At 42.0% G+C, this 24,326-nt stretch carries 19 protein-coding genes and 2 tRNA genes; 10 read left to right on the forward strand and 11 right to left on the reverse strand.

Annotated features, from left to right (window positions below):
- Positions 1 to 29: 29 nt before the first annotated feature.
- The 4 genes from L2740_RS17520 to dnaQ form a co-directional block, all read right to left on the reverse strand.
- Positions 30 to 106, reverse strand: a tRNA-Asp gene (locus tag L2740_RS17520).
- Positions 107 to 188: 82 nt separating this feature from the next.
- Positions 189 to 265 (reverse strand) — tRNA-Asp (locus L2740_RS17525).
- Positions 266 to 389: 124 nt separating this feature from the next.
- Positions 390 to 1,715, reverse strand: coding sequence for a TIGR03503 family protein (locus tag L2740_RS17530; RefSeq protein WP_248951366.1), 1,326 nt, complete (start codon positions 1,713 to 1,715; stop codon positions 390 to 392).
- 21 nt (positions 1,716 to 1,736) lie between these two features.
- Entirely contained in the window at positions 1,737 to 2,465 is a 729-nt protein-coding gene (gene dnaQ / locus L2740_RS17535; protein ID WP_248951367.1) for a DNA polymerase III subunit epsilon, read from the reverse strand.
- A 73-nt stretch (positions 2,466 to 2,538) separates the two neighbouring features.
- On the opposite strand from dnaQ, the gene rnhA reads away from it, so the two are divergent.
- Positions 2,539 to 3,018, forward strand: coding sequence for a ribonuclease HI (gene rnhA / locus L2740_RS17540; RefSeq protein ID WP_248951368.1), 480 nt, complete (start codon positions 2,539 to 2,541; stop codon positions 3,016 to 3,018).
- 63 nt (positions 3,019 to 3,081) lie between these two features.
- Here the strand turns inward: rnhA and L2740_RS17545 are convergent, their stop codons facing one another.
- Together L2740_RS17545 and L2740_RS17550 are read right to left on the reverse strand one after the other, a co-directional pair.
- On the reverse strand, positions 3,082 to 3,978 hold the full coding sequence (locus tag L2740_RS17545) for a LysR substrate-binding domain-containing protein (RefSeq protein ID WP_248951369.1): 897 nt from the start codon (positions 3,976 to 3,978) through the stop codon (positions 3,082 to 3,084).
- Between the two features lie 8 nt (positions 3,979 to 3,986).
- Positions 3,987 to 4,727 (reverse strand): class I SAM-dependent methyltransferase, encoded by a 741-nt coding sequence (locus L2740_RS17550; protein WP_248951370.1) that lies wholly within the window; start codon positions 4,725 to 4,727, stop codon positions 3,987 to 3,989.
- 160 nt (positions 4,728 to 4,887) lie between these two features.
- On the opposite strand from L2740_RS17550, the gene gloB reads away from it, so the two are divergent.
- Together gloB and L2740_RS17560 are read left to right on the forward strand one after the other, a co-directional pair.
- On the forward strand, positions 4,888 to 5,664 hold the full coding sequence (gloB, locus tag L2740_RS17555) for a hydroxyacylglutathione hydrolase (protein ID WP_248951371.1): 777 nt from the start codon (positions 4,888 to 4,890) through the stop codon (positions 5,662 to 5,664).
- A 90-nt stretch (positions 5,665 to 5,754) separates the two neighbouring features.
- Positions 5,755 to 7,314, forward strand: coding sequence for a lytic transglycosylase (locus L2740_RS17560; RefSeq protein ID WP_248951372.1), 1,560 nt, complete (start codon positions 5,755 to 5,757; stop codon positions 7,312 to 7,314).
- Positions 7,315 to 7,417: 103 nt separating this feature from the next.
- On the opposite strand, the gene L2740_RS17565 is transcribed toward L2740_RS17560, so the two are convergent.
- Genes L2740_RS17565 through L2740_RS17575 form a run of 3 tightly spaced genes read right to left on the reverse strand, consistent with a single transcriptional unit; the run spans position 7,418 to position 10,392 of the window.
- Positions 7,418 to 8,035, reverse strand: a complete 618-nt coding sequence (locus L2740_RS17565; RefSeq protein WP_248951373.1) for a BsuPI-related putative proteinase inhibitor — start codon at positions 8,033 to 8,035, stop codon at positions 7,418 to 7,420.
- The gene (locus tag L2740_RS17570; RefSeq protein ID WP_248951374.1) at positions 8,036 to 9,862 is read right to left on the reverse strand and encodes an AsmA family protein; all 1,827 of its coding nucleotides are present in this window, start codon (positions 9,860 to 9,862) and stop codon (positions 8,036 to 8,038) included.
- Between the two features lie 32 nt (positions 9,863 to 9,894).
- On the reverse strand, positions 9,895 to 10,392 hold the full coding sequence (locus L2740_RS17575; RefSeq protein WP_248951375.1) for a putative 4-hydroxy-4-methyl-2-oxoglutarate aldolase: 498 nt from the start codon (positions 10,390 to 10,392) through the stop codon (positions 9,895 to 9,897).
- Positions 10,393 to 10,574: 182 nt separating this feature from the next.
- Between L2740_RS17575 and L2740_RS17580 the strand changes: the two genes are divergently transcribed.
- Complete coding sequence (locus L2740_RS17580) at positions 10,575 to 10,892, forward strand: hypothetical protein (protein WP_248951376.1); 318 nt, start codon at positions 10,575 to 10,577, stop codon at positions 10,890 to 10,892.
- An 877-nt stretch (positions 10,893 to 11,769) separates the two neighbouring features.
- Here the strand turns inward: L2740_RS17580 and msrQ are convergent.
- Both msrQ and msrP read right to left on the reverse strand, forming a co-directional pair.
- Positions 11,770 to 12,429 (reverse strand): protein-methionine-sulfoxide reductase heme-binding subunit MsrQ, encoded by a 660-nt coding sequence (msrQ, locus tag L2740_RS17585; protein ID WP_248951377.1) that lies wholly within the window; start codon positions 12,427 to 12,429, stop codon positions 11,770 to 11,772.
- 179 nt (positions 12,430 to 12,608) lie between these two features.
- Positions 12,609 to 13,631: a protein-methionine-sulfoxide reductase catalytic subunit MsrP gene (msrP, locus tag L2740_RS17590; protein ID WP_248951378.1), complete on the reverse strand. Its 1,023-nt coding sequence runs from the start codon at positions 13,629 to 13,631 to the stop codon at positions 12,609 to 12,611.
- Positions 13,632 to 13,842: 211 nt separating this feature from the next.
- Here msrP and rmuC point away from each other — a divergent pair, with 211 nt between their 5' ends.
- The 6 genes from rmuC (at position 13,843) to L2740_RS17620 (ending at position 24,231) form a co-directional block, all read left to right on the forward strand.
- Entirely contained in the window at positions 13,843 to 15,336 is a 1,494-nt protein-coding gene (gene rmuC, locus L2740_RS17595) for a DNA recombination protein RmuC (protein WP_248951379.1), read from the forward strand.
- Between the two features lie 55 nt (positions 15,337 to 15,391).
- Entirely contained in the window at positions 15,392 to 17,323 is a 1,932-nt protein-coding gene (locus tag L2740_RS17600; protein ID WP_248951380.1) for a transglycosylase SLT domain-containing protein, read from the forward strand.
- 424 nt (positions 17,324 to 17,747) lie between these two features.
- Positions 17,748 to 19,931 carry a catalase/peroxidase HPI gene (gene katG, locus L2740_RS17605; RefSeq protein ID WP_248951381.1) on the forward strand — a complete coding sequence of 728 codons (2,184 nt, stop codon included), beginning with the start codon at positions 17,748 to 17,750 and terminating at the stop codon, positions 19,929 to 19,931.
- A 270-nt stretch (positions 19,932 to 20,201) separates the two neighbouring features.
- Entirely contained in the window at positions 20,202 to 21,113 is a 912-nt protein-coding gene (locus L2740_RS17610) for an AAA family ATPase (protein WP_248951382.1), read from the forward strand.
- A 62-nt stretch (positions 21,114 to 21,175) separates the two neighbouring features.
- Entirely contained in the window at positions 21,176 to 22,162 is a 987-nt protein-coding gene (locus L2740_RS17615; protein WP_248951383.1) for a DUF58 domain-containing protein, read from the forward strand.
- Positions 22,159 to 24,231 (forward strand): transglutaminase TgpA family protein, encoded by a 2,073-nt coding sequence (locus L2740_RS17620; RefSeq protein WP_248951384.1) that lies wholly within the window; start codon positions 22,159 to 22,161, stop codon positions 24,229 to 24,231. Before L2740_RS17615 ends, L2740_RS17620 begins: the two co-directional genes overlap by 4 nt.
- Positions 24,232 to 24,326: the final 95 nt, after the last annotated feature.

Genomic DNA, 24,326 nt, shown 5'->3' on the forward strand with positions numbered 1-24,326 from the left:
CTAACAAATAACCTTGTCTTACTTTAAATTGGCGGAGCGGACGGGACTCGAACCCGCGACCCCCGGCGTGACAGGCCGGTATTCTAACCAACTGAACTACCGCTCCAAAACATTTTTAGAAATCATTACTATGATTGCTAAGGTCACTCGTTATGTCACTAACAAATAACTAAAATTTAGTACTTGATTGGCGGAGCGGACGGGACTCGAACCCGCGACCCCCGGCGTGACAGGCCGGTATTCTAACCAACTGAACTACCGCTCCACATCAAGTGCGGTGAATAATACGTAGAGTGAGGTAGTCCGTCAATAATTTTTTTTGCTGCCGCCAACTGTATAGCTAAAAAACAAACAATCCGCCGTAAACTTAAACATTAAGCGGTTTAAATCTATGTTTTTCTAGCTGAAGTGTCTTGGTTTTCTTCTGGCATGGTTAAATCTATCTGATCAAGCTCAAGTAACATTTTCTCTCGCTGTACTTCTTTTTCTAACCTTGCTTCTGTTGCCGCTAACGCTTTTTTAAGATTACTGCGCTTACGAACAATTAATAAAACAATAATACCCAATACAATTAGGCCACCATTGACCGACGCCATCCAGAAGATTGCTTTATCTTTAGCTTGCTGCTCCTGCTGTTTAGCAATAGCCTCGGCTTTGGCAGCAAGCTCCTCTTTACTCGGTGGGGGGGCCGGAGGTTGAACAAGGTTAAAAAATAGCTCTGGTAACTGCAGATAAATCTCACGACCAGTCAATGTTGTCGTGACTGCATTCACTTTTAAATGATAACTACCAAAATCAATCACTTTAGGCAGAACGAAATCAGTTGTCGATTGAGTAAAGTCCGTCATGGTCACAGGTACTGTTTTACCCGTTGGCCCTAAGATTTCAGCATCTAAATGAGTCTCGTCTAACTTAACTAAAGTGTCATCGACTTTAATCTCTAACGTCCAAATACCTAAGTTAGGATCATCGGGAGTGAGCAGCTCAACAGTAATTGGCTGCGGCAAAAGCCTGAATGAATCATTGTATTCACGGTCTAGTACCGCATTTTTGGCTTGGATTTGTAGTCGATAATCGCCCCATGGCTGATCTAAATCTAAATCGCTGGTAAATATACCGTCATCAGGGCGTTCATCTAATGACTCACCGTTATCACGATAGGCCCCCACAATAAATGTTCCTGCGGCGTAGTTCTCATCAGTCGGATTATTTTCACTAATAAAACGCGCTGTCCAGTTCATCATAAAATCAAGACCGGGCAAGCGAACTTTTTGCTCATCGCCAAGTAATTGCGCGGTTAATTTTAAACGCTCACCTTGAAATAAAGGTTTAGGGATTGGCTCGACTTCAATAGATAGTGTGGTGATCTTATCGATCACCGAACCTTCAACCACCTGCCCAATTAGTTGCCATGGCCCTGGCATTGGTTGCTTGATAGTAATCATGTCACCGGTTAATCCTTCCATCCAAGTAACCTTGGCGTCAGGGTGACGGTCAACATACCACTTACTCCCGTCAGGGCGCACAATAATCACAGGTGCACTGCCGTATTCTCTATGAATGAGTAACGTAACGGACTCAACCATATGATCGATTCGAAATCGATTTTTTAATTCAGCCGCATGCTTAGATAGCAACACTTCTGATGCAGCGATACCACTAAATAAAAAGTAGCCGATAAAGCAAGCCGTAAAAATGGTAACTCTTCTAGTCATAGAGAGACTCTTAAAATGAGATTATCCGCGCCAGAGGCATTGTCCTGACTTAGCAACTAAATCTAATCGCTCTTCGTGTCTTACTAATTCATCGGCCGATGCAGAGATCACTTTAAGTTTTGTTCTATCAATACTTAAGCGCTGAATACCACCGCCCTCTTGTCCTGCTTTTTCACTAGATAGGTTAAATTTGGTTTGGCCACCTGTCATTAATAGGTAAACGTCGGCCAAAATCTCAGCATCGAGTAATGCGCCGTGGAGATCACGTGCAGAGTTATCAATGCCATAGCGCTTACATAAGGCATCCAAGTTATTCTTTTGACCTGGATGCAAGAACTTAGCGACTTCTAGCGAATCGAGAACCTGACAAATATCTGTGGTTTTCGGCCCCAATGGTTGCAGCATTGAAAACTCATGATCCATAAAGCTAACGTCGAAGTTCGCGTTATGTGCCACAATTTCGGCGCCATCAATAAACTCAATAAAGCTTTGGGCAATTTCATGAAACTTAGGCTTGCTAGCAACAAATTCATTGGTGATACCGTGAACTGCAATTGCGTCTTCATCAATCGCTTGTTGCGGATTAATGTATTCATGGTAATGACGCCCAGTTAATCGGCGGTTAATGACTTCAACACAGCCGATTTCAATGATCCTGTGCCCCAAATAAATTGGACCACTTGATTGGTTCATACCTGTCGTTTCGGTATCGAGAATAATTTGACGCTTCGCGCTTGAAACAATGTTCATATGAATTTATACATTTCTCAGTTAAATATTTTGGGTATACTCGCCCAGCAATTATAGCTATGGTAGCAACTTGATGACTGGACTGAAACAGATCTCTATCTATACCGACGGTTCTTGCCTCGGAAATCCTGGCCCTGGTGGTTATGGCATCGTTTTAAAGTATAAAAAGCAAACAAAAGAGCTTGCCGAGGGTTTTGCCCTTACAACCAATAACCGCATGGAGCTACTTGCACCTATTATCGCACTTGAAGTACTTAAAGTGCCATGTCAGGTTATATTGACCAGCGATAGCCAATATATGCGCCAAGGGATCACACAGTGGATCCACGGCTGGAAACGCAAAGGGTGGATCACCTCTGCCAATCAACCGGTAAAAAATGTCGATTTATGGAAACGACTTGATGCCGTATCACAGCTGCACCAAATTGATTGGCGCTGGGTAAAAGGTCATGCAGGCCATACCGAAAACGAGCGCTGTGATGTCCTTGCTCGTAAAGCCGCTGAAGCAAAACCAACGCTAGAAGACACAGGTTACATCGCGCAGCAAAGCTAGACGATTAAATCTAGGTTATTGAAGCTAAATCTAACAAGACTCAATTAAAGTCCGCTTTTACATTCAGCCATCGGTATTTAGGAACATCTTATTAAATTTAATAAATTCTAAGCCGATGGGCGTAAAGTTACGGCTTTTGTGGTGTATGCGATAGAACTTGCGCTCTAGTGATAATCCCTCGACTTGAATAACGGCTAACTCTTTACGAATCAGCTCTTTTTCAAGGGTTAATTCAGATAACACCCCTAGCCCAGCGCCTTGTTTAACCGCTTGTTTAATCGCATCGGGTGTTGAGAAACGAAACTTTTCCTGCGGCTGTATATCAAGGGCGTTCGCGGCATTAACAAAGTAATCACGAGTACCAGAGCCTTCTTCACGCATTACCCAGGGCATATCATGTAGCGCACTCGGGGCAACGCTCTGTCCTGCTAATGGGTGCGCAGGATGACAAAACACCAGTAATTTGTCTTTATGCCACGCCTCAACGGCAATACGGCTATCAAGGCATTGTCCCTCAATAAAGCCCATTTCACTTCTAAACTCTAACACCGCATTTATCACAGCTTGAGTATTATCAATATCTACATTCACCAACGTATTAGTATGCTGCTGACAAAAAGCCACTGCTGATTTAGCCAATAAGTAATTACCTATGGTTGAGCTTGCACTGACATTCAAATTCCCGCCAAGCTCAGCTCCCGCAGGAGAAAACGCATGCTCTATTTGCTCAATTTTTTGTAAAGCTTCGGTTGCTAATGGCAACAATAAACTACCTTGCGAATTTAAACGCAAGCGGTTGCCAATTCGCTCAAATAACCGCGTATCGAGCTGCTTTTCCAGCTCAGATAATGCCATTGATGCTGCAGGAGAAGATAAATTAACTAACTCTGCCGCTTTAGCCACTTGGCCGCTGCGCGCTACCGCTTCAAAAATAGCTAACTGTTTTAGTGTTATTCGCATTGATGTTCTTATGGTTGATTTGACGATTTCGAAACATGGCCCGTACGCCCTGCACTCGGCGCTGTTGACCAATTAGGTTGCTTTACTTTTCGCTTTGCTTGAATTGGTGTTAACGGGCTTTCAAGTTTTTTAGCTACCAGCACATAAACACTGCCGGTACTTGGTAACCAAGATTTAAGTGCATGGGACCAAATATTGTCGGGTTTGACTTCACTTAACAGGTGATGATGCAATAAACGTTCATCTGCAACGACTTGATAACCCAATAACCCTAGCCAGTCTTTCACCCGTGATGGCGTGAAAAATCGTCCATTCCAAGGGATCTCATTCTGATGCTTAGGTAGGATTTGGCCGATAAACATTGGGCTTAGTGGATTAAAGCCACTAATAATAAGATGGCCGCCAGATACCAATACCCTGTCAATTTCTCGCAGAAGTCGATAAGGGTCTGCTTCGAACTCTAAAATAAAGTTCATCACTACGGCATCAACACTGACATTTTGAATAGGTAATTGGCTGTAATCACCTCGAATATGGGCTTGAGGCTCATCAAATAACCCATACTGCCGATTAATCCCCACATTGGTTTTATCGATTTTCTGGCTTAATGGACCCAAGTTAAGCATGTAATAACCAAAAATTCGTGGCCACCAAGGTGATAGAGCTTCCTCGAGGCTTTCACGAATGATCGCTCCGTTAGGTAGTTCTGACCAATGAGAAGGCTTTAATGCTAATTCAGATTGCGACAAATCAATCTCCAAATTCCTTAATACCCTACTTTAATAACGAAAGCGGTATACAAGCAACTGCTTTGCTCAGTAAACTGGTTTCAGTGCTCAAATTAGTCCTCAAATTAGTGCTCAAATAAATTAACTCGAGCGATTTACTTCTTACTTAGAGAGTTTCAGTATGTTACAGATCACACCACTTCCCGCTTTTAACGATAATTATATCTGGGCGTTGCAAACTGAGCAAAGTACAGGTGTTTATGTGGTCGACCCAGGTGACGCACAAGTTGTGATTGACTATGTCACCAGCAAACAGTTGACTCTACAGGGCATACTCATTACCCACCACCACCATGATCATACAGGCGGAATTGCAGCACTATGCGAGCATTTTGGTAAAGATATTCCAGTATATGGCCCACAAGCCGAGAATATCCAAGGGATTAACCGTCCAATAGCGACACAGGCAAAAATCACTTTAGAGGGCTTAGGGCTGGAAGCAAAAATCATTCAGGTTCCTGGGCATACCTTAGGCCACATAGCTTACTTAATTGACAATGTACTTTTTTGCGGTGATACCCTGTTTAGCGGTGGCTGTGGGCGATTATTTGAAGGAACCGCTGAGCAAATGTATCAATCATTAAGTCAGCTAAGTGAACTGCCAGAACAAACCAAAGTTTACTGCACTCATGAATATACGTTAGCAAATTTACGCTTTGCTTGTGCAGCAGAACCAAGCAACCAAAAGCTGCAACAATATGTGCAACAAGCAAATCAATTACGTGCACAAAATATACCTACCTTGCCATCATCAATTGGCCTCGAAAAGGCAATAAACCCATTTTTACGGGCAGATTGTGCAGAAATTCAACAAATTTTAGCCGTTCAATTCCAACAACCTATAACAAATACGCTGCAAAGCTTCGCACTTCTGCGTCAATGGAAAGACAATTTCTAAAAAATAATCTACAATAGCCCGCTATTCCAGCGCCACTAAGCCAGATTTATTCTGGCTTTTTTGAGCCTAATTAGAGGACACAGATTTTAGATGCGCGTACCATTTTTATTCGTCGCAGGGGGGATTGCCCTGCTGACAGGTTGTCAAACTTTAGACAGCCAGAAGACTGATGAAGGGATCCCTGCTACTCCGATAGCAATAGAACAAGTCAAAGTAGCTCCTGTTATACCTGAAGTAGTAGAAACAGTTGAGATCACTGATATATGGCAACGCATTCGCCTCGACATGCAGATGGAAGTACCAGATGAAAAGCTAGTACGCCAATACCGTGACTGGTATATCAAGCATCCACAGCATTTAGAGCGTGTATCTGAACGTGCAACGCCGTTCATGTATCTAATTGTTGAAGAGATTGAAAAGCGTGATCTACCGATTGAGCTAGCTTTACTGCCAATTGTAGAAAGTGCGTTTGATCCGTTTGCCTATTCACACGGTGCCGCGTCTGGCCTTTGGCAGTTCACTTCTCCTATGGCTCGCCATTTTGGGTTAAAGATGAACTGGTGGTATGACGGTCGTCGTGATGTACCAGCAGCAACAACTGCAGCACTAGACATGCTTGAATACCTGCATGGTAAAACGGGGCAAAACTGGTTATACGCAATTGCTGCCTATAACACTGGTGAAGGTCGAGTGATTAATGCCGCTAAGCGTAATGCTAAAAAAGGCATTTCAACTGATTTTTTCAGCTTGAACCTACCACGCGAAACTGAGCGTTACGTACCACAACTTTTAGCACTTGCCGATGTGATTAAAAATGCTGATAAGTACGGCATTAAGCTCACACCTATTAGCAACGAGCCACAAATTGAAGTTGTGGATATTGGTAGCCAAATTGATTTAGCACTTGCAGCTGATATCGCCAATATGACGACATCAGAGCTACACAAGCTAAACCCAGGATACAACCGCTGGGCAACGGCGCCTGAAGGGCCACATAAACTGGTATTGCCAGTTGATAAAGCTGATGCTTTTAAAGTTGCACTCAATAAAACCCATACTAACGAGCGCCTTAACTGGGAACGTTATCAAATTAAATCAGGTGATAGCCTAGGATTAATTGCTAAACGTTACAAAACCACGGTATCTGCGTTAAAGTCAGTTAATGACATTAAAGGCAATACTATTGTTGCAGGTAAGTTTTTGCTAATTCCTGTTTCAGCTAAGAACTTAGATGAATACTTATTATCTGCCGATCAACGTTTAAACCGTCAGCAAAATAAAGCGCGCGGTTCAAGCAAGATCACCTACAAGGTTCAGTCTGGTGATTCACTATGGAAAATTGCTAAGCAGCATAAAGTGAAAACTGCACAGCTTGCGAGCTGGAACAGCATGGCACCAAAAGATCCGCTACAAATTGGTCAAAAGCTAGTAATTTGGTCAGGTACGCGTTCAAACAGCCAAGGCTTAAGCGAAGTAATGCGTACTGTTAATTACAAGGTACGTAACGGTGACTCATTAGCTCGTATCGCAGGCAAGTTTAACGTTAGCGTTAATGATTTAGTGCGCTGGAACTCACTTGAAAAGAGTAAATATATTCAGCCAGGACAAATGCTCAAACTGTATGTAGATATGACCAAAGTTAGAGCATAAAAGTTAGAGTATAAAGACCAACTGCAAAATAGAAAGGCGACCTAAGGTCGCCTTTCTATTTTACTTATACCACCGTATATTAACGGTATTGCTGGTTATAATGTTAGTAACTGTAAGTTACTTTGTACATCGCAGGCTTTTGAGACTCTGTAGCTTTACCAGCAAACACGGCCTCTAAACGATAGCCCTTGCCAATTTTAGCTGCGACTTCTGCTGGAATTTTAAATTTCACGTTTTGTGTTTTCCCCGCAGGCATCACGGTCTCGCGTATTGCTTGGGTAAACATCATCTCATTTGACCATGCCCAGATCTTGCGGCCTTGTGAGTCAAATAACCAAAGATCTGCCGTCATGCCAGACATAAACATCAGCGGCACGCCATATGACTGATTATTCGTGTACTGCAGGGTTACATTTGCTTTGTCAGTCACTAATAGTTTGGCTTCTAACAATCCTTGATCCATAGGGCTATCCTTTTTTGAGCCTCTATTATTGGCACCACTATCAGCAATTTTAACTTTAGTAGCATCTGTAACCACAACGGGTTGTAAAACTGGCTTACCTTGAGGCTGTAGGTTTGGCGCTGTAACCTTCTCAGCAGTCTGCTCTTTAGCTTGTGGCGCTTGCAATAGTGCTGGCTCAGTAACAGCCTCTCCAACTTGTTGGCCTGAGCAACCAATCAAGCTCAAGCCTACAAGAGGAAGTAACGTTTTAACTAACATTTACAGACCTCCAAACTTTTTCAGTAAGCTATCTTTTAACTTATTGGTTTCTTCTTTTAGTTTTGAGTCTAACAGCGCTTTAGTATCAAGTGAGAACTTAGGCTCAGACATTGTCCCTTTTATCGCAAATGGAATTTCCACACCATAAAGTGCGTCGCGCTTATCGCCACCCTGCCCTTCAAGCGAACCGACTACCGAAGTGGTTAATTTATAATCCAATGCTTCGTTGATGATATTAGCAGTACCAGCGCCCTTTAAACGTATTAACGGCGATGCCATATCCAGATCAGGATTTGATACCACCCCTTGCGCAATTTTGAATGAGCCCGTCATGCTGGTAAAGTCAGTTTTTTGCACTGTAGCGCCAACGCCTGAAGACATATCGCCGCCCATCTTAGCTTTAGCTTGTCTGATCATTTGTGGAATATTTACCCCATGAATGGCACCATCCGCAATTTCAAATTTACCATTGGCAAGTAAGTTTTTCTTCAAATTATCAGGTAATAAGCTCTTACCTTTACCGGCTACGTTAAAGTTTGCTGTCCCATCAAGCATGTCAACTTCAGCCATATCTATTAATAAAGCACGAATATCTACACCTGATAAACGTTTATCAAATTGATATTGAGCAACCTTGTTGCGTCCATCAACAGTTGCTGAGGCAGCAATCTTACCGCCATATAAATCAGCCGATAACTGCTTCATATTGGCAACCCCGCCTTGCATCACTAGCTGCATGACCCAGTTCTGCGTTTTAAGGTTGGCGACTTTCACTGACTTTACACGCACATCGACATCCAAATTAACCGACTTCATCGCAGTAAGATCCGGCTCAACGGCATTAGCTGTACTTTGTTTCTGCTGCGACTTGTCATTTGTTTCTTTTGATTCAGCTGGTAACAGAGCATCAAGATCTACATCACCAACTTCAAGTTTAGCCACAACATTAGGCACTTTTTTACCGTAAGCTACATCTAATGAGCCTGAGGCATTGATATTAGCAGCGCTAAAGCTGCTAAGTACTAAGTTCATTGTTTGCTTATCTAATGCCACCACAACTGAAGTATTTAAATCCGCTTGCAGTTGCCCACTCGGTAAACTAGCCCCTTTGACTTGGTTTTTCACCACAAACTCGTTAATGGTTACCGTGTTGAGATCCTGAGCAATTTTAATTTGACCTTCTCCTTGGCTGAGTAATTCCATATCCGGCATGACTGCGGAAAACTCATATTTAACAGGGGCAAATTGGCCTAATTGAAAACGGCCTAATGTCAGCTCTTTTAATGTGAAAACTTGTTCAGTTGCATTTAGACGATCAATATTGGTGATTTTAGTATTGGTAATTGCAATGCCACCAATATCGAGCTTAGCTAGGCTAGCCTTAGAAGAGTTCGCCGGCTCAGTTGATGATTCAGCATCACTCTTGGCGGTTTGATTACTAGTGAGGCCATCAAAGCTAGTTCTACCGTCTTTTTGGGTTTCTAATGTTAGGGTTAAACCATCAAGGTTTAGTTGCGAAATTTCGACTTCTTTTTTAAATAGCGGCATCAATGCCACTTCAGCAACAACTTGATTGACGGCTACCATTGATGCATTTTCAAACCCACTTGGATTTGACAAGCTAATGTCACCCAACTCTATTCCTAAGCTTGGGAAGAACGTCCAAGAGAGATCACTACCAATTGCCAACTCCCGGCCAGTTTCCTGCTTAACCAAGTCCACGATTTGCGGTTTAAAATCATTGGGGTCAAAAATTACCGTTACATAAAGGACTAATGCGAGAACCAATCCTAAGATTGTAATGAAAAACCATTTTAAAAATTTCATAGCAGATTCCATCTGTTATTACGAAGTCATTGTTATAAATCTAGCACGGTTATATCTAAAAATTCATTAGAAACAGCCACGCCGTTTGCGTCAGCATAAATGAAAGATTGAGGCGAAATGATGACACCGTAGATCTCTACAGCGATATTGACTTCACCAATCCCTTTTTTCTCAGTTTTAATGGGATTTACACCAATTGCTTTTATTCCTAAGTCGATAGTTTTTAGGGTTGCAGCATCTCTGACACAGCCATAGATAATCACTCCTTGCCATTGATTTTTAGCAGCATTAGTAGCAATCATATCTCCTAGCAATGCACAATCAGTCACTCCTTGCCCATCGACGACCAATACTTTGCCATCGCCGTTTTGCAGTAAAACCTCTTTAACCTTAGAGTTATCGCGATAGCACTTAACTGTGACCACCTCTCCCCAAAAGCATTCCTTTTTGCCATAAGAGACAAACATTGGCGCTATTAAGGTCAGTTTATCGGCATAAGCATCAAATAAATCAGGTAACAGATCTAACATCAAGCCTCCCTGCACAAAGTGAATGGTTATCTAGATTGACAGGTCAAAGGGATAAACCCAAGTAATAAAGCCGTAATTTACCGATTATTTATACACTATGGACTTTTACAGTGCCAAAATACAAACTATAATCTTGTACAACGTATGAACACCAAACTTCCTTCCGTTAACCGTAGGTAAAAATGAACAATAATATTGAATTAGAAAGTGCCATCGCTGCGCTTGACCAATATGGTTATGATAAAAAGCATTCAAGTGATTTAGAGCAAGCGCGTAATAAAACACAAATGTTAAAATATATCGACTCTCTCGATTTTAATTTACGCCGTTTGCTTATCCTACAAGAAGCCGTTAATGAGCTTGTTGAGAATGAAAAAAGATTATTGGCTCAACATGAGAACATTCAAACTTATAAGACTAAGATTATTAATCTGTCTCGCCAGTTTAATATCTCTTATGATGAAGTCGTTCAAATTATGAAGCAGCAAGAAAACGCCTAAACTCGTAATCGCATATTATGTTTAATACTCAATGATGCTATTGCGGCTAAGCGAAACCTATCCGATTAAATAGCGGGTAAAAAGCATAAATAGCTTTTAGGCGTTACTTTCGAGAGTTCCTTTAGATAATCACTTTAAATAATTGCTCTATAATTTGAATAGAAATAGCGATTGAGATTTGTTTGTTAAGTGAGATTAAACACTTTGCCAACAGGCATTAATCATCAATTGGCAGTAAACATAATAGCTGCATAATTCATAAATCTTGTGTATTTGCTCTGTAAAGCGGATTTATAGCATCGATAACGACTTTATGTCATGATCGCTATCAGCGCTTAAGCCTACGGAAGGGCTTACCTAGTCTTTATTGCTTTCACGCTTTCACGCTTTCACGCTTTCACTAAAGTGGAGCACTCTAACAAGTTAACTTAACTAACATGAATTAATTTAATACTAGGTTTTTATTCAGTATCCAATTTTAAATACACCTTAAATTTACACAAACCTTAACTAAACAAGAGCTATCTTCCCTTGCTCACGATAATGGGTCATCGGCTTTAATCAGTCCTTTGCAAACTGATTTACTCTTCCATGCGAAATATCACGCTCTAAATTCAGTACACCACTCGTACCGTAACAGGGATCAGAGTGAGTATCAGCGCCGCACTTAGGCACTTAGGCACTTAGGCACTTAGGCACTTAGCGTACGTCACTCAAGCGCATGCTAACGTATGACATTACCCCATTAATTTCAACAAGTTAAAATGCCTCGCCTACAAAATCGCTGTTAGTTACAGAGCGTATAAATCAAAGACCAAAGTACAAAAATCACAAACACAAACACAAACAAAAGACAAAAGCCCCACACTATCAATACTTAAGTTTGAGGCTGTTTTTTAGCTGCAGCTGCTGGTATTTTGTTTGAAACAGGAGCACTGGTTTTATGTTTAATTTTGCTGATTTTTTTAGTTCTGATTATTAGTAAGAAAGCAAAAATCAACATATACAAAGCCGGCTCTATCACTTCTGATTTGACCGACCAATAGAAATGCACCGCGGCTAAAATCGCGATTAAATACACCCCATTATGTAGCTTTTGCCAGTTTCGCCCCATCTTGCGCATCACGCCTTTAAACGAAGTTAATGCCAAAGCTATTAATAAAAGGTATGCACTCGCACCGACTAATATATAAGGACGCTTAATAACCTCCTCAAAAAATAATGACCAAGCAAATAAAAGATCTAAACTAAAAAATGCCAACACATGCAAACTTGCATATGCAAACACATACAAGCCTACTAACCGCCTTGTTTGCAGCAGTAATCCTTGTTTGAGTCGTTTTGCCAACGGAGAAATCGTTAACGTCGCCACAAGCGCGTTTAATGCTCCAATTCCTGTAAAATGGATAATGTATTGCACGGGGTCGCCGCCCGCATTATCGGTCATTACTTTAAGCACTAAATACACTATGGGCAGTGTACCAATTAAGTGAAATAGCACTTTAAGCCAAAATAAAGAGCGGCGAGTTAGCCCCATAGGTTTCTCCAACATCAAAGTATTTATAGATACTAAACAATTGATAATATTTATTATTTGATAAAACTTTTACTCACAAACTTATTTGTACTCACAATCTTAATAGAGTTATGAAGCTTTTATAGTAAGCGTTAACATGACTTATATTAACGCTATTTTTATCCATCTCTCTTACAAGGCTAATAGAATTTTCTTAAGTCCATGCCTTTGTAAAGATCTGCCACAAACTCACCGTAACCATTAAATGGTAAAGTAGGAATACGCTTGGCAGAAAACAATCCGCCCTCTGCAATGCGGCGCTCAGACGCTTGTGACCATCTAGGGTGATCCACTTCAGGATTAACGTTAGCGTAAAAACCATATTCATTAGCAGCTAATTGATTCCACGAGGTAGGCGGCTGTTTGTCAGTTAACCTTATACGCACAATCGATTTGATACTCTTAAAGCCATACTTCCAAGGCACAACTAGGCGGATTGGTGCACCATTTTGCGGTGGTAAGGTCTTACCGTATAAGCCGACAGACATAAAAGTCAGGTCGTTCATTGCTTCTGCTAACGTGAGTCCCTCAACATAAGGATAATTAATTCCACCGCCAGTATAACGATTACGCTGCCCTGGCATCTGTTCTGGATCAAACAGCGTTTCAAACGCCACATACTTAGCTTTACTGTTGACGCCGACTTTTTTAAGCAAGCTAGCTAATGAAAATCCCACCCAAGGGATCACCATCGACCACGCCTCTACACATCTAAAGTTATAGGCACGCTCTTCTAGGGGGAAGAGTTTAAGCAAGTCGTCGTAATCTAAGGTCATAGGTTTATCGACCTCACCATCAATCACTAACTTCCATGGTTCAACCTTGAGCTCTTGAGCATTTTCAGCAGGATCTGTCTTACTTGTGCCAAACTCATAGAAATTATTATGGGATATGATTTTTGATTCAGGCGTTAACGCGCCGTACAACAAGTGATCATATTGTGCTTGCTTAGCAAAAGGCAGTGTCTTGGTTAAAAAAGCCGCTTTTTCTTCATCACTTGAAAATAGATCGAACACGCCCGCATTAGCATGAGACGACAACAGCGCACCCGCGCCTATAAAGCCCATTTGTTTTAAAATCCGCCGTCTATCTTGGTAAACAGCTTCAGGCGTGATGTCCCGACTGGTAAATTTATCCCACGCAGCAGTTTTTTTTATATTCATTGGCCGCTTCCATCCTTTTGTCTCAATATATGCTATTACCTAATCAGACCGACTAAGTCCGAGAAAGGTTTCACATTAGTTTTAAATTACATTTCGTTAACAGCTGATTATGTCTGCAGCACTTATCTAATTATTCATCTGCTTATGCTTGCAGTGTTTAAATCGCCATGCCACTCTAATGTCTCATTCATCATGTTAAGAGCCTTCTCACATGCCTTTAGAGCTTGCATTCTCCACCCCACAAATTATTGCTATTGCTGCAATATCCTTCTTAGCTATGTTAATTGGTGCCCTGTTCAATCAACGTAAAACGCGCAGTAAATGGGAATACGTTAGAAACCAGTTAATGGATGAAATGGAACAAACAAAACTCGAGCTTAATAATGAGGTTTTGGAACTCAAGGAAATCGTCAACCAAAAAGAGCTGACTATCGATCAATACCAAGACAAACTCGAATTTAGATTAGAGCAATTAGGTAAGGCTCAAGCGCAAGCAGAGCGTACCCAAGTTCTCGAACAATCTTTAGCAGATAACCAACGCAAGCAAATGGAAACCCAATTAGCCTTGTCTAAGTCCAATGCGATGCAGCAAACTTTAAGTGCAAGTTTTGAAGCAAAAGAACAAGCTTTAAACGATAAAATTCAACTGCTTGAGGATTCTGAAGTTCGCTTAAATGCCCAGTTTGAAAATCTAGCGACCAAAATTTTTGAAGCCAGAAGCGAAAAGCTACAAACTCAAAATAATCAGCAACTCGACAGCGTATTAGCCCCTTTTAAACAGCAAATTGAAGGCTTTAGAGCGCAGGTTCAAGCTTCATATTCACACGAACAAACCCAACGTAGCGCGTTAAAGCACCAGTTAGACTCATTAACAGAGCTTAACTTAAAGATGAGCCAAGATGCTGTTAACTTAACTAAAGCATTAAAAGGCGACAACAAGCAACAAGGTAACTGGGGCGAAGTGATCCTTGAGCGGGTATTACAAGAAAGTGGACTGCGTGAAGGTCATGAGTACGACACTCAAACCGATCTTAAAAACGACAGTGGTAAACGTTTTAAGCCCGATGTCATTGTGCATTTACCAGAAAACAAAGATGTTGTTATTGACGCCAAAATGTCGCTTATTGCCTATGAGCGCTACTTTAATAGCGATGATGATGAAGTTCGCGCCCAAGCAATTAAAGAGCACATTATTTCAATACGTGCACATATCAAGGGGTTAAGTCAGAAAGACTACCAAAAGCTACATGGCTTAAAGAGTCTAGATTATGTTTTGATGTTTATACCACTAGAGCCTGCGTTTTTACTGGCACTTGAGCATGACCCAAGCTTGGTCAATTACGCACTTGAAAGCAATATTATGTTAGTCAGTCCGACCAACTTACTCGTGGCACTAAGAACTATTAACAATATTTGGCGATATGAATATCAAAATCAAAACGCACAAATGATCGCTAAACAAGCGGGTAAGATTTACGACAAGTTATGCGGCTACCTAGACGATATGGATAAGCTGGGTCGCGCCTTAGAGTCCGCCGATAAAAACTTTACTAGTGCAATGAACAAGTTATCAACCGGCAAAGGTAATGTTATTCGCCAAGCTCATCAGATGCAGCAGCTAGGTGTTGAAACCAGTAAAAAAGTCGACGCCCAACTTTTAGATAAAGCACTAAGCTTATCAGATGATGATTTTCATCAACACTAAGCCAAAGTTTTCGACGCTAGGCTTCTTATAAGGATATTTAAGAGGATTGTTGTAAATGCACAAGCAGTTAAGTCGCATTTTGATGGCAGTAGTAACATTTGCAGTATCATGGTCTGCTGCTGCATCTTCATTGACTGAAGATCAGCAGCTTTACCTTGACGCTCGAAGTAAACTCAAAAAGCAGCATTTAAGCCAATATCAAGTAATGCGCGATAAACTTGATGATTACCCATTGGCTATTTATTTAGACTTCCATAACAACATAAGCAACATCCTCAAGCTCCCTGCAGATAAAGCTTTAAAAGAGTTACAAGCATTTAAGGGTAGCCCTTTATACAACACAGGACGCTATCGCTACCTCAAACGCAGTGGCAGCGAAAAACGTTGGCAAGACTTTTTAACTATTAGCCCCAATCAACCTAATAATGTTGTACTGCAATGTTATTACTACCGAGCTCAATTACAAAAAGGCGATAGTCAACTTGCCTACGACGGCGCGAAAACACTCTGGCTACATGGACGTTCTCGCCCTAAAGAGTGTGATCCACTGTTTAGAGAGTGGCAAAAAGCCGGCCATCGCACCCAAGAACTCATTTGGTCACGTATGTTACTCAGTTTTGAGCAGGGCCAATATGGCTTACTTTCTTATTTATCAAGACAACTAACCAGTAATAAAAATGATGCCAAGCGTTTGCTTGCAGTTTATAAAGACCCTCGTAGTCTGCGCCATAAATCAAAATTCAGTGGTAGCGCTAAAATCAATGCCACCATAGTTGATTTAGGGCTGAGAAAGCTTGCTAAAAAAGATCTTAAACAAGCCGTTAAACTGTTTGCCGCTTATCAAAAGGCCGACCGATTTACTGACTATCAAGGCCGCAAACTAAGTCGCTATTTAGTTAGACGAACATTGATCTATCAAGTCATTGAATTGCAAAGTTACGCCGATACGATTTTGCCGCTACTTGATAGTGACGATTTAGTCGAAATGCGCTTGCGTTGGGCGCTGCGCGATAATGACCAGGTAAGTTTTGCTAAATACTTACCGCTACTTAGCGAACAAAAACAGAATACTGCGCGCTGGAAATATTGGCGTGCAGAAGTATTAGCACGAGAAAACAGTAAACAAAGCCAACAGCAGTCTCAGGCATTGTTTGATGAATTGCGCTTAGAACGTAACTTCTATGGTTATCTTGCTGCGGCAAAACTTAAAAAACCTTTTCAATTACAAGATCAAACTAGCAAGAGTTCCCCAAGTCTAATAGACAGTATTTTTGCAGATAAAGGCCTCGCGCGAGTGCGTGAACTGCTGGCTATCGATAAACAGTCTGATGCTCGAGCCGAATGGGTGATGCTGTTAAAGCGTCACAATAAAGCCATGCAAACAGAATATGGCGTCTATGCGGTTGAGCAGAAATGGCATAGTTTAGGTGTCCAAGCGAGTATCCAAGCCAAACTATGGAATGACATGCAAATGCGCTTCCCTTATGCAGCGCAAGATGCTTTTACCCAAGCCAGCAAAAAGTACCGCGTCGATATTGATGAAATTCGCGCTATATCAAGACGAGAAAGTGCCTATTATCCTAATGCGACATCAGGCGTTGGTGCACGTGGTTATATGCAGCTAATGCCAGCCACAGCAAAGCAAACAGCCAAAAAAGCTAAGCTGCCTTATCGCGGTATTAAAAGTTTGTATGATGAAAAGCTCAATATTGCTTTAGGTAGCGCCTATTACAGTGGTCTATTAAAACAATTTGACCAAAATAAAGTGCTCGCAACCGCCTCTTATAATGCCGGGCCTCATCGAATTAAAAGCTGGTTGAAGAGAAGCGATGGTAAACTTGACGCAATTAGCTTTATTGAATCTATTCCCTATCGAGAAACCCGAGAGTACGTGCAAGCAGTATTTAGCTATAAAGTTATTTATCAAGTCAGACAAGGCAAACAAGCCGAGTTACTATCTGCAGACGAACTAAACTTTAGCTACTAGCTTTAATTACTAGCTAAAGCTACTTGCATTAACTATTTACATTAGCTACTTGCATTCGTTACTAACATCAGCATTAGCTGTTAGCGTTTAAACCTACACAGCTAACCTGCTATATCATTCAGTAGCGGGCTGCTTTTCTTAAGCAGCCCGCCCACTAATATCATTCTCTTTTAAACAAAGCTCCACAAAACCAATAAGGCCCAACATAGCTTTAATACGCTATTCACTCCAAGCTTCCCCGTAGCTACAACTTGGTTAACGTCCCAATACCAGAACCGCCCGTTTACGCTATCAAAAACTGAAAACTGTTCTACTGTTATAGCAATCAATATAAAACTTACTCCCTTGCCGATAGCACAGCCAAGTGTTCTTTGCAAAGTGAGCTTAACCGTTAATCTTAATGAGCAATACAAGGAAGCTAATAATGAATAGCTCTCAAGGTAAAGGTGTGTGTCCTGTCATGCACGGTGCAAACACCACTCAACAAAGCAAACAAAACCAATGGTGGCCAAAATCGCTAAATCTCGATATTTTGCATCAACATGACACCAAAACCTCTCCCCTAGCCAAAGATTTTAACTATAAACAGGCTTTTAACACTTTAGATTTGGAGACTGTTAAACAAGATTTAAAAGATCTTATGACCCAGTCTCAATCTTGGTGGCCGGCAGACTGGGGCCATTATGGCGGCTTGATGATCCGTTTAGCTTGGCACTCAGCAGGTACATACCGAATTGCAGATGGGCGTGGTGGTGCCAGTCGTGGCAGTCAACGTTTTGCACCACTGAACAGTTGGCCTGACAACGGCAATTTAGACAAAGCTCGAAGGCTATTATGGCCAATCAAAAAACGCTATGGCGATGCGCTTTCTTGGGCGGACTTGATAATTTTAGCTGGCAATATGGCCTATGAATCAATGGGGCTTAAAATGTTCGGCTTTGCCGGCGGTAGAGAAGATGTCTGGACTCCTGAAATTGACACCTATTGGGGCGCTGAAAAGGAATGGTTAGCCACCAGCGATACTGAAAATAGCCGCTACTCTGGCGAGCGAGATTTAGACAATCCACTCGCTGCAGTGATGATGGGGTTAATTTATGTGAATCCTGAAGGCGTTGATGGAAAACCCGATCCCATTAAAACCGCTCACGATGTCAGAATTACCTTTGCCAGAATGGCGATGAACGATGAAGAAACCGTTGCACTTGCAGCTGGCGGCCACACAGTTGGTAAATGTCATGGTAATGGTGACGCAAGCCAACTCGGGGCAGAACCCGAAGCGGGCGAGCTTGAAGATCAAGGATTTGGCTGGCTAAATAAACAGCAACGCGGCATAGGCGCTGATGCAGTCACCAGCGGCCTTGAAGGCGCTTGGACCACTAATCCAACCCAATGGGATAATGGTTACTTCCACTTACTACTAAATTACGATTGGTGGATGCAAAAAAGTCCCGCAGGGGCTTGGCAATGGGAACCGGTGAATATCAAACCAGAGGATATGCCTGTTGATGCTGAGGATCCAACTAAACGCCAGAATCCAATAATGACCGATGCTGACATGGCACTAAAATTTGATCCGCAATACCGTAAAATCGCGGAGAAGTTTTACCAAGACCCTGCATATTTTGCCGATGTATTTACCCGAGCATGGTTCAAACTCACCCATAGAGATCTCGGACCCAAGACCCGTTATCTCGGCGCGGATATTCCAGCAGAAGAGCTTATCTGGCAAGACCCTATCCCACTCAACTCCAATCGGTTAGACGCATCTGAGTTGACCTCACTTAAACAGGCCATTTTAGCAAGTGATGTTTCCCCGTCTGAATTTATTATTACCGCTTGGGACAGCGCTCGCACTTACCGCGGCTCAGATCGTCGCGGCGGTGCTAATGGCGCTCGTATTCAGCTTGCTCCACAAAGCAGTTGGCAAGGTAATGAACCTGAACAACTTACCAAAGTGCTTACTGCACTAAGACAGATCCAAAGCCAATTGAATTCATCAATTTCAATGGCAGATCTAATTGTTTTAGCTGGTAATACAGCAATAGAACACGCTGCGCAATTAGCTGGTTGTCAGGTTGAGGTACCTTTTGCCCAAGGCCGAGGAGATGCAAGCCAAGAAAACACTGACGAGCACTCTTTTGAAGTATTAGAGCCATTACATGACGGCTTTAGAAACTGGTTAAAAGCAGATTATCGCGTCTCAGCTGAGGAGTTACTGTTAGAGCGCAGCCAATTAATGCAACTTACCGCCGCAGAAATGACTGTACTAATAGGCGGTATGCGCGTTTTAGGTACTAATTACGCAGGTACAGAGCATGGCGTATTCACCGACAATATTGGCGTACTCAGTAATGATTTTTTCGTCAATCTCACTGATATGAATTATAGCTGGCAGCCTAAAAGTGATAATTTATACCATATCCTAGATCGAGAAAGCGGTAAGCTAAAATGGACCGCAACCCGTGTCGATTTAGTCTTAGGTTCAAACGCGATTTTACGCTCCTATTGTGAGCATTACGCCCAAGATACGAGTAAGCAAAAGTTTATCAATGACTTTATCAATGCATGGGTAAAGGTGATGAACGCTGACCGTTTTGATTTGGCATAAGCGCGAATCACACTCAAAGAAAAGGCTATGGCGACTGATTATCATGCTGTAGCTTTTTCTTATCTTTTTATTGCTCTTTCAATACCCTGCTCTACAACTTTTGCTCAGCTGTTAATTCCCCCTCTTTAACAACACTTTTACTAGAATGTAAATGCGCAAAAAACACAGAATAAATCATGAATAAAACACGCTAAAAGCTAGTAAGCACAACCAATTTGCACCATAGTAGTTAACACACTGGATTTATAAAAATAACAACACAGGGTGTGTATGCATAACTCAACTATCAACAACCTTCTACAGCAGCTTGAAACAGTTTTGCTTGGTAAACCCCATCAAATAAAACTTGCCCTCACTTGTATTCTTGCCCGTGGTCATTTACTGATCGAAGATCTTCCCGGTATGGGCAAAACCAGTTTGTCCCATGGCCTTGCCCACAGTTTAGGGCTTAGCTATCAGCGCGTTCAATTCACCAGTGATATGCTGCCAGCAGATATTCTTGGAGTGTCTATTTTTGATAAGTCGCAAGCGCAATTTAACTTTCACCCAGGCCCTATCTTCAACCAAATGATTTTGGCCGATGAGATTAATCGCGCCAGTCCAAAAACCCAAAGTGCACTTTTAGAGGCCATGGCCGAGCAACAAATCACTGTCGACGGTGCCACTTACTCTCTACCACAACCCTTTTTTGTTATTGCAACACAAAACCCAACCGAGCAATCTGGTACTTTTTCACTGCCAGAATCACAATTAGACAGATTTATGATGCGCATATCCATCGGCTACCCAGCACCAGAAGCTGAGCTTGCGATGTTAAAGAATCAAGATCCCAATCAAAGCATCGCAGACTTACCAGAATGTTTATCGGCCACATCGCTGCAAGCACTACAAAAGCAAGTTGACGATGTCTGCGCCTCTGATGCACTGCTTAAATATATTCTCGCGTTGGTGAACACTTCAAGAGACCAAGCTCAATCCCCCGGCTTATCGCCTAGAGCAAGCATAGCCATACTACAAGCCGCTAAGGCTTGGGCATTTATTAACCAAAGAACCTATATAGTCCCGGAAGATGTACAGGCAATCTTTCCTCATGTTGCCGAACACCGAATAAGGCAACACTCGCAACAACAAGGCGAAGCTGTATCAGATAAAATTCTTAATCAAGTTAACCCTATCTTGTAACTGCTAGCAATTGATAAGCAGTATAACTGCCAGTCATAACAATAAGATAGAAATAGGGATTTATGCAAAATCGCGGTAAACAAAAACTACAACAAGGTTGGCTAAAATGGCTTTCTAGGCGATTACCCGCCAGCAAGCAAATCACTTTAAGCCATAAAAGTATCTTTATCCTCCCATCGGGCTTTGGCATCGCTTGGTTGGTTTTAGTGGTTTTGCTTTTTTTACTCGGTACCAACTATCAAAATAACCTGATTATGGGGCTAAGCTTTTTACTGTTAAGCGTATTTAACACCTGTATTATTTATAGCTATAAAAACCTTGCAGGCTTAACCCTTTCAAGTAGGCAACAAAGTGGTCATTTTGCAGGAAGTCCCATTTACTATCCTATTCAGTTATCGAGCAAGCGCCAAGCATTTGAAATCCAGTGCCAATTTAAAGACCAGCCACTACATAGCATCAAGTCAGTAAATAATCAGCAATCACAACTGTTAGTGACTGTTGACAAGGTACGCCGCGGGATTAATCGACCTGGTCGCTTAAAAGTTGAAAGCCGTTACCCACTTGGCCTATGTCGCGCATGGTCCAATATAGATCTGGATTTATCGCAATTAGTCTTTGCAGAGCCGATTGTCGATTCAAATCCGGTCTCTTTTATTTCAAAGCCCGGTGATGAACAAGAACATAGTGGTAAATATGTCTCTGGCGTTGATGAGTTTAAAGGGCTAAAAGAGTATCAAACTGGTGAACCATTAAAGCAAGTTGCGTGGAAACAATGGGCACAGGGCCGCGGCATGTTAACCAAAGAGTTTGAACAACCACACGGCGCGCCAATGTGGTTAGCGTTAGAAGATAATGCTGATGATATTGAGCTCGCACTGAGTCACCTTGCATGGCATACAGAGCAGTTAAGTCAAAATAATCAAGTTTTTGGATTAACCCTCTCAGGCCAATCTATCCCGCCCGCTCACGGCGAAAAACATAGGCTTCACGTACAAACTCAATTAGCGCTGTTTCCTCGACGTTCACCAGCGAGGAGGCCACGAAAATGACAAGCATAGAAAATCAAAATATCTCACGTCACACGCTAATGTGGCTGCTAATAACCAATATTGCGATCCTATCGCCGCTATATCAACAAATAACCCTTTGGTCTTTAGCAATTTGCGCCATCTGTATTTTTTGGCGGATCGGGATTTATTTAGGCAGGGTTGCCAAGCCACCTAAATGGCTGGTTACAGCGCTTGCCCTCGCCTCTGCAACAACACTTGCAATCGTTGTAGGCCAGATTGGTGTACTAAACGCCATGGTTAACTTGTTGATCCTCGGCTACGCACTAAAATACATCGAAATGCGTAACCGACGTGACGTTCAAGCTGTAGTGCTTGTTGGCTACTTCCTGATTGCATTTACTTTTATCCACCAGCAAACACTATTATCGACCCTGCATTTACTCGTTGTAACCATTATTAATACCTGCGTGCTAATTAGCCTTTACCACGATGAAAAGAACTTTAAATATGCCGGGTTACTAGGCAGTAAAATTTTGCTGCAAAGCCTACCTTTTGCAATCATTCTATTTTTAGTATTGCCTAGACTTGCCCCTTTATGGCTGGTTCCACCGCAAAATAAAGCGCAAACAGGATTGTCTGACAGCGTAAGTTTTGGTGATATAAATGAGTTAACACGTTCAAGTGCGCTAGCCTTTCGAGCCACATTTTCAGGGCAAGCCCCCACGAATGAAAAGCTCTATTGGCGAGCCATTGTGATGGAAGATTATGACGGCAAAACCTGGTTACAAAACCCACGTATAACCAACAAAAATAGTCTAAACCCAAATAACGCAATTGATGACATAGCTCAAAGGCCTCAACACCTAACAAAAGCAGGCAGCGTTATTGGCAATCAGTTTGAATATTCAATAATTGCAGAGCCTAGCCACCAGCAATGGCTATTTGGTTTAGATGTTGCAAACACTAGTGATAGAGGCATTCGCGCCCTTAACGACTTTACTCTTTTAGCTGAGCGCCCGATTGAGCAAAAGCGCTTATATCAAGTAATAAGTCGTGAGCAACTAATTATGGAGCCAAAACTAAGTCCTTATGTGCGCAATATTAACCTCGCACTGCCAAGGTCGAGTAACCCCAAAACTCGCGCCTTAGCAAATGAGTTTGCCCTTAGCAACCCAGAGCCAAAATCAAGACTTAATGCAATGATGCGTTATTTTACCGAGCAGCCTTACTATTACACTTTGAGGCCACCGCGTGTTGGCGAGCAGCAAATAGATGATTTTTTAATTACCAATAAAGCAGGATTTTGTGTGCATTACGCGAGTGCGTTTGCATTTATGGCGCGTGCAACGGGGATCCCGACCCGTTTAGTTACCGGCTACCAGGGCGGCGAATTAAACTCAACAGCGGGCTATTACAGTATTTATCAATATATGGCACATGCTTGGGTAGAAGTTTGGCTCGAGGATGAAGGTTGGGTGCGTTTCGACCCAACCGCTATGATCGCTCCTGAGCGCGTCGAGCAAGGCTTTGATGCATTCTTCGACCCAGAAACCAGCTATCTTATGGACAATCCATTTAGCAGCTTGGCCTACCGTGATAATCCAATGCTTAATGAGCTTAGAATGCGTTTGGCCAGTATTGATTATTTTTGGAGTAGTTGGGTACTTGGATTTAATGAACAAAAACAACGCCAAGTGCTCAAAGAGATTTTAGGTAATGTTACTCGTACTAAAGTCACAATATTCATTATTGTCAGTTTAAGCGTTATCGGACTCTCTATTGCTTATAGCGCCGGACTCATCCAATTTAGGCGCTCAACTGACAAGCATCTCAACGCCTATTATTCGGTGTGTAAAATGCTCAATAAGCGCGGACTACCTCGAAAGCACCACGAAGGACCCCAAGCATATAATCAACGAGTAACAGCAGCTTTCCCTAGCATAACTGCGGATTTTACCAAGTTAACCCAGTATTTTATTGCCTTAAAATATCAGAATATGGATCCAAAGCGAACTAAGCGCTTTTCTCGATTATTAATCAAGCAGTCGAGATGGTTGAAAATCAAGATCTTGATACAGAGATTGGCACTTAATAAGACAAACACATAAAATAGCTTACAATACTTATCCTATTAAAAATGTGTTCTTTTTTTGGACATTACGGACAGCCACTCAGCTGTTAATGTATATTTTCTTAACAACTT

This window comes from Shewanella pneumatophori (assembly GCF_023283895.1).
Classification (GTDB): domain Bacteria; phylum Pseudomonadota; class Gammaproteobacteria; order Enterobacterales; family Shewanellaceae; genus Shewanella; species Shewanella pneumatophori.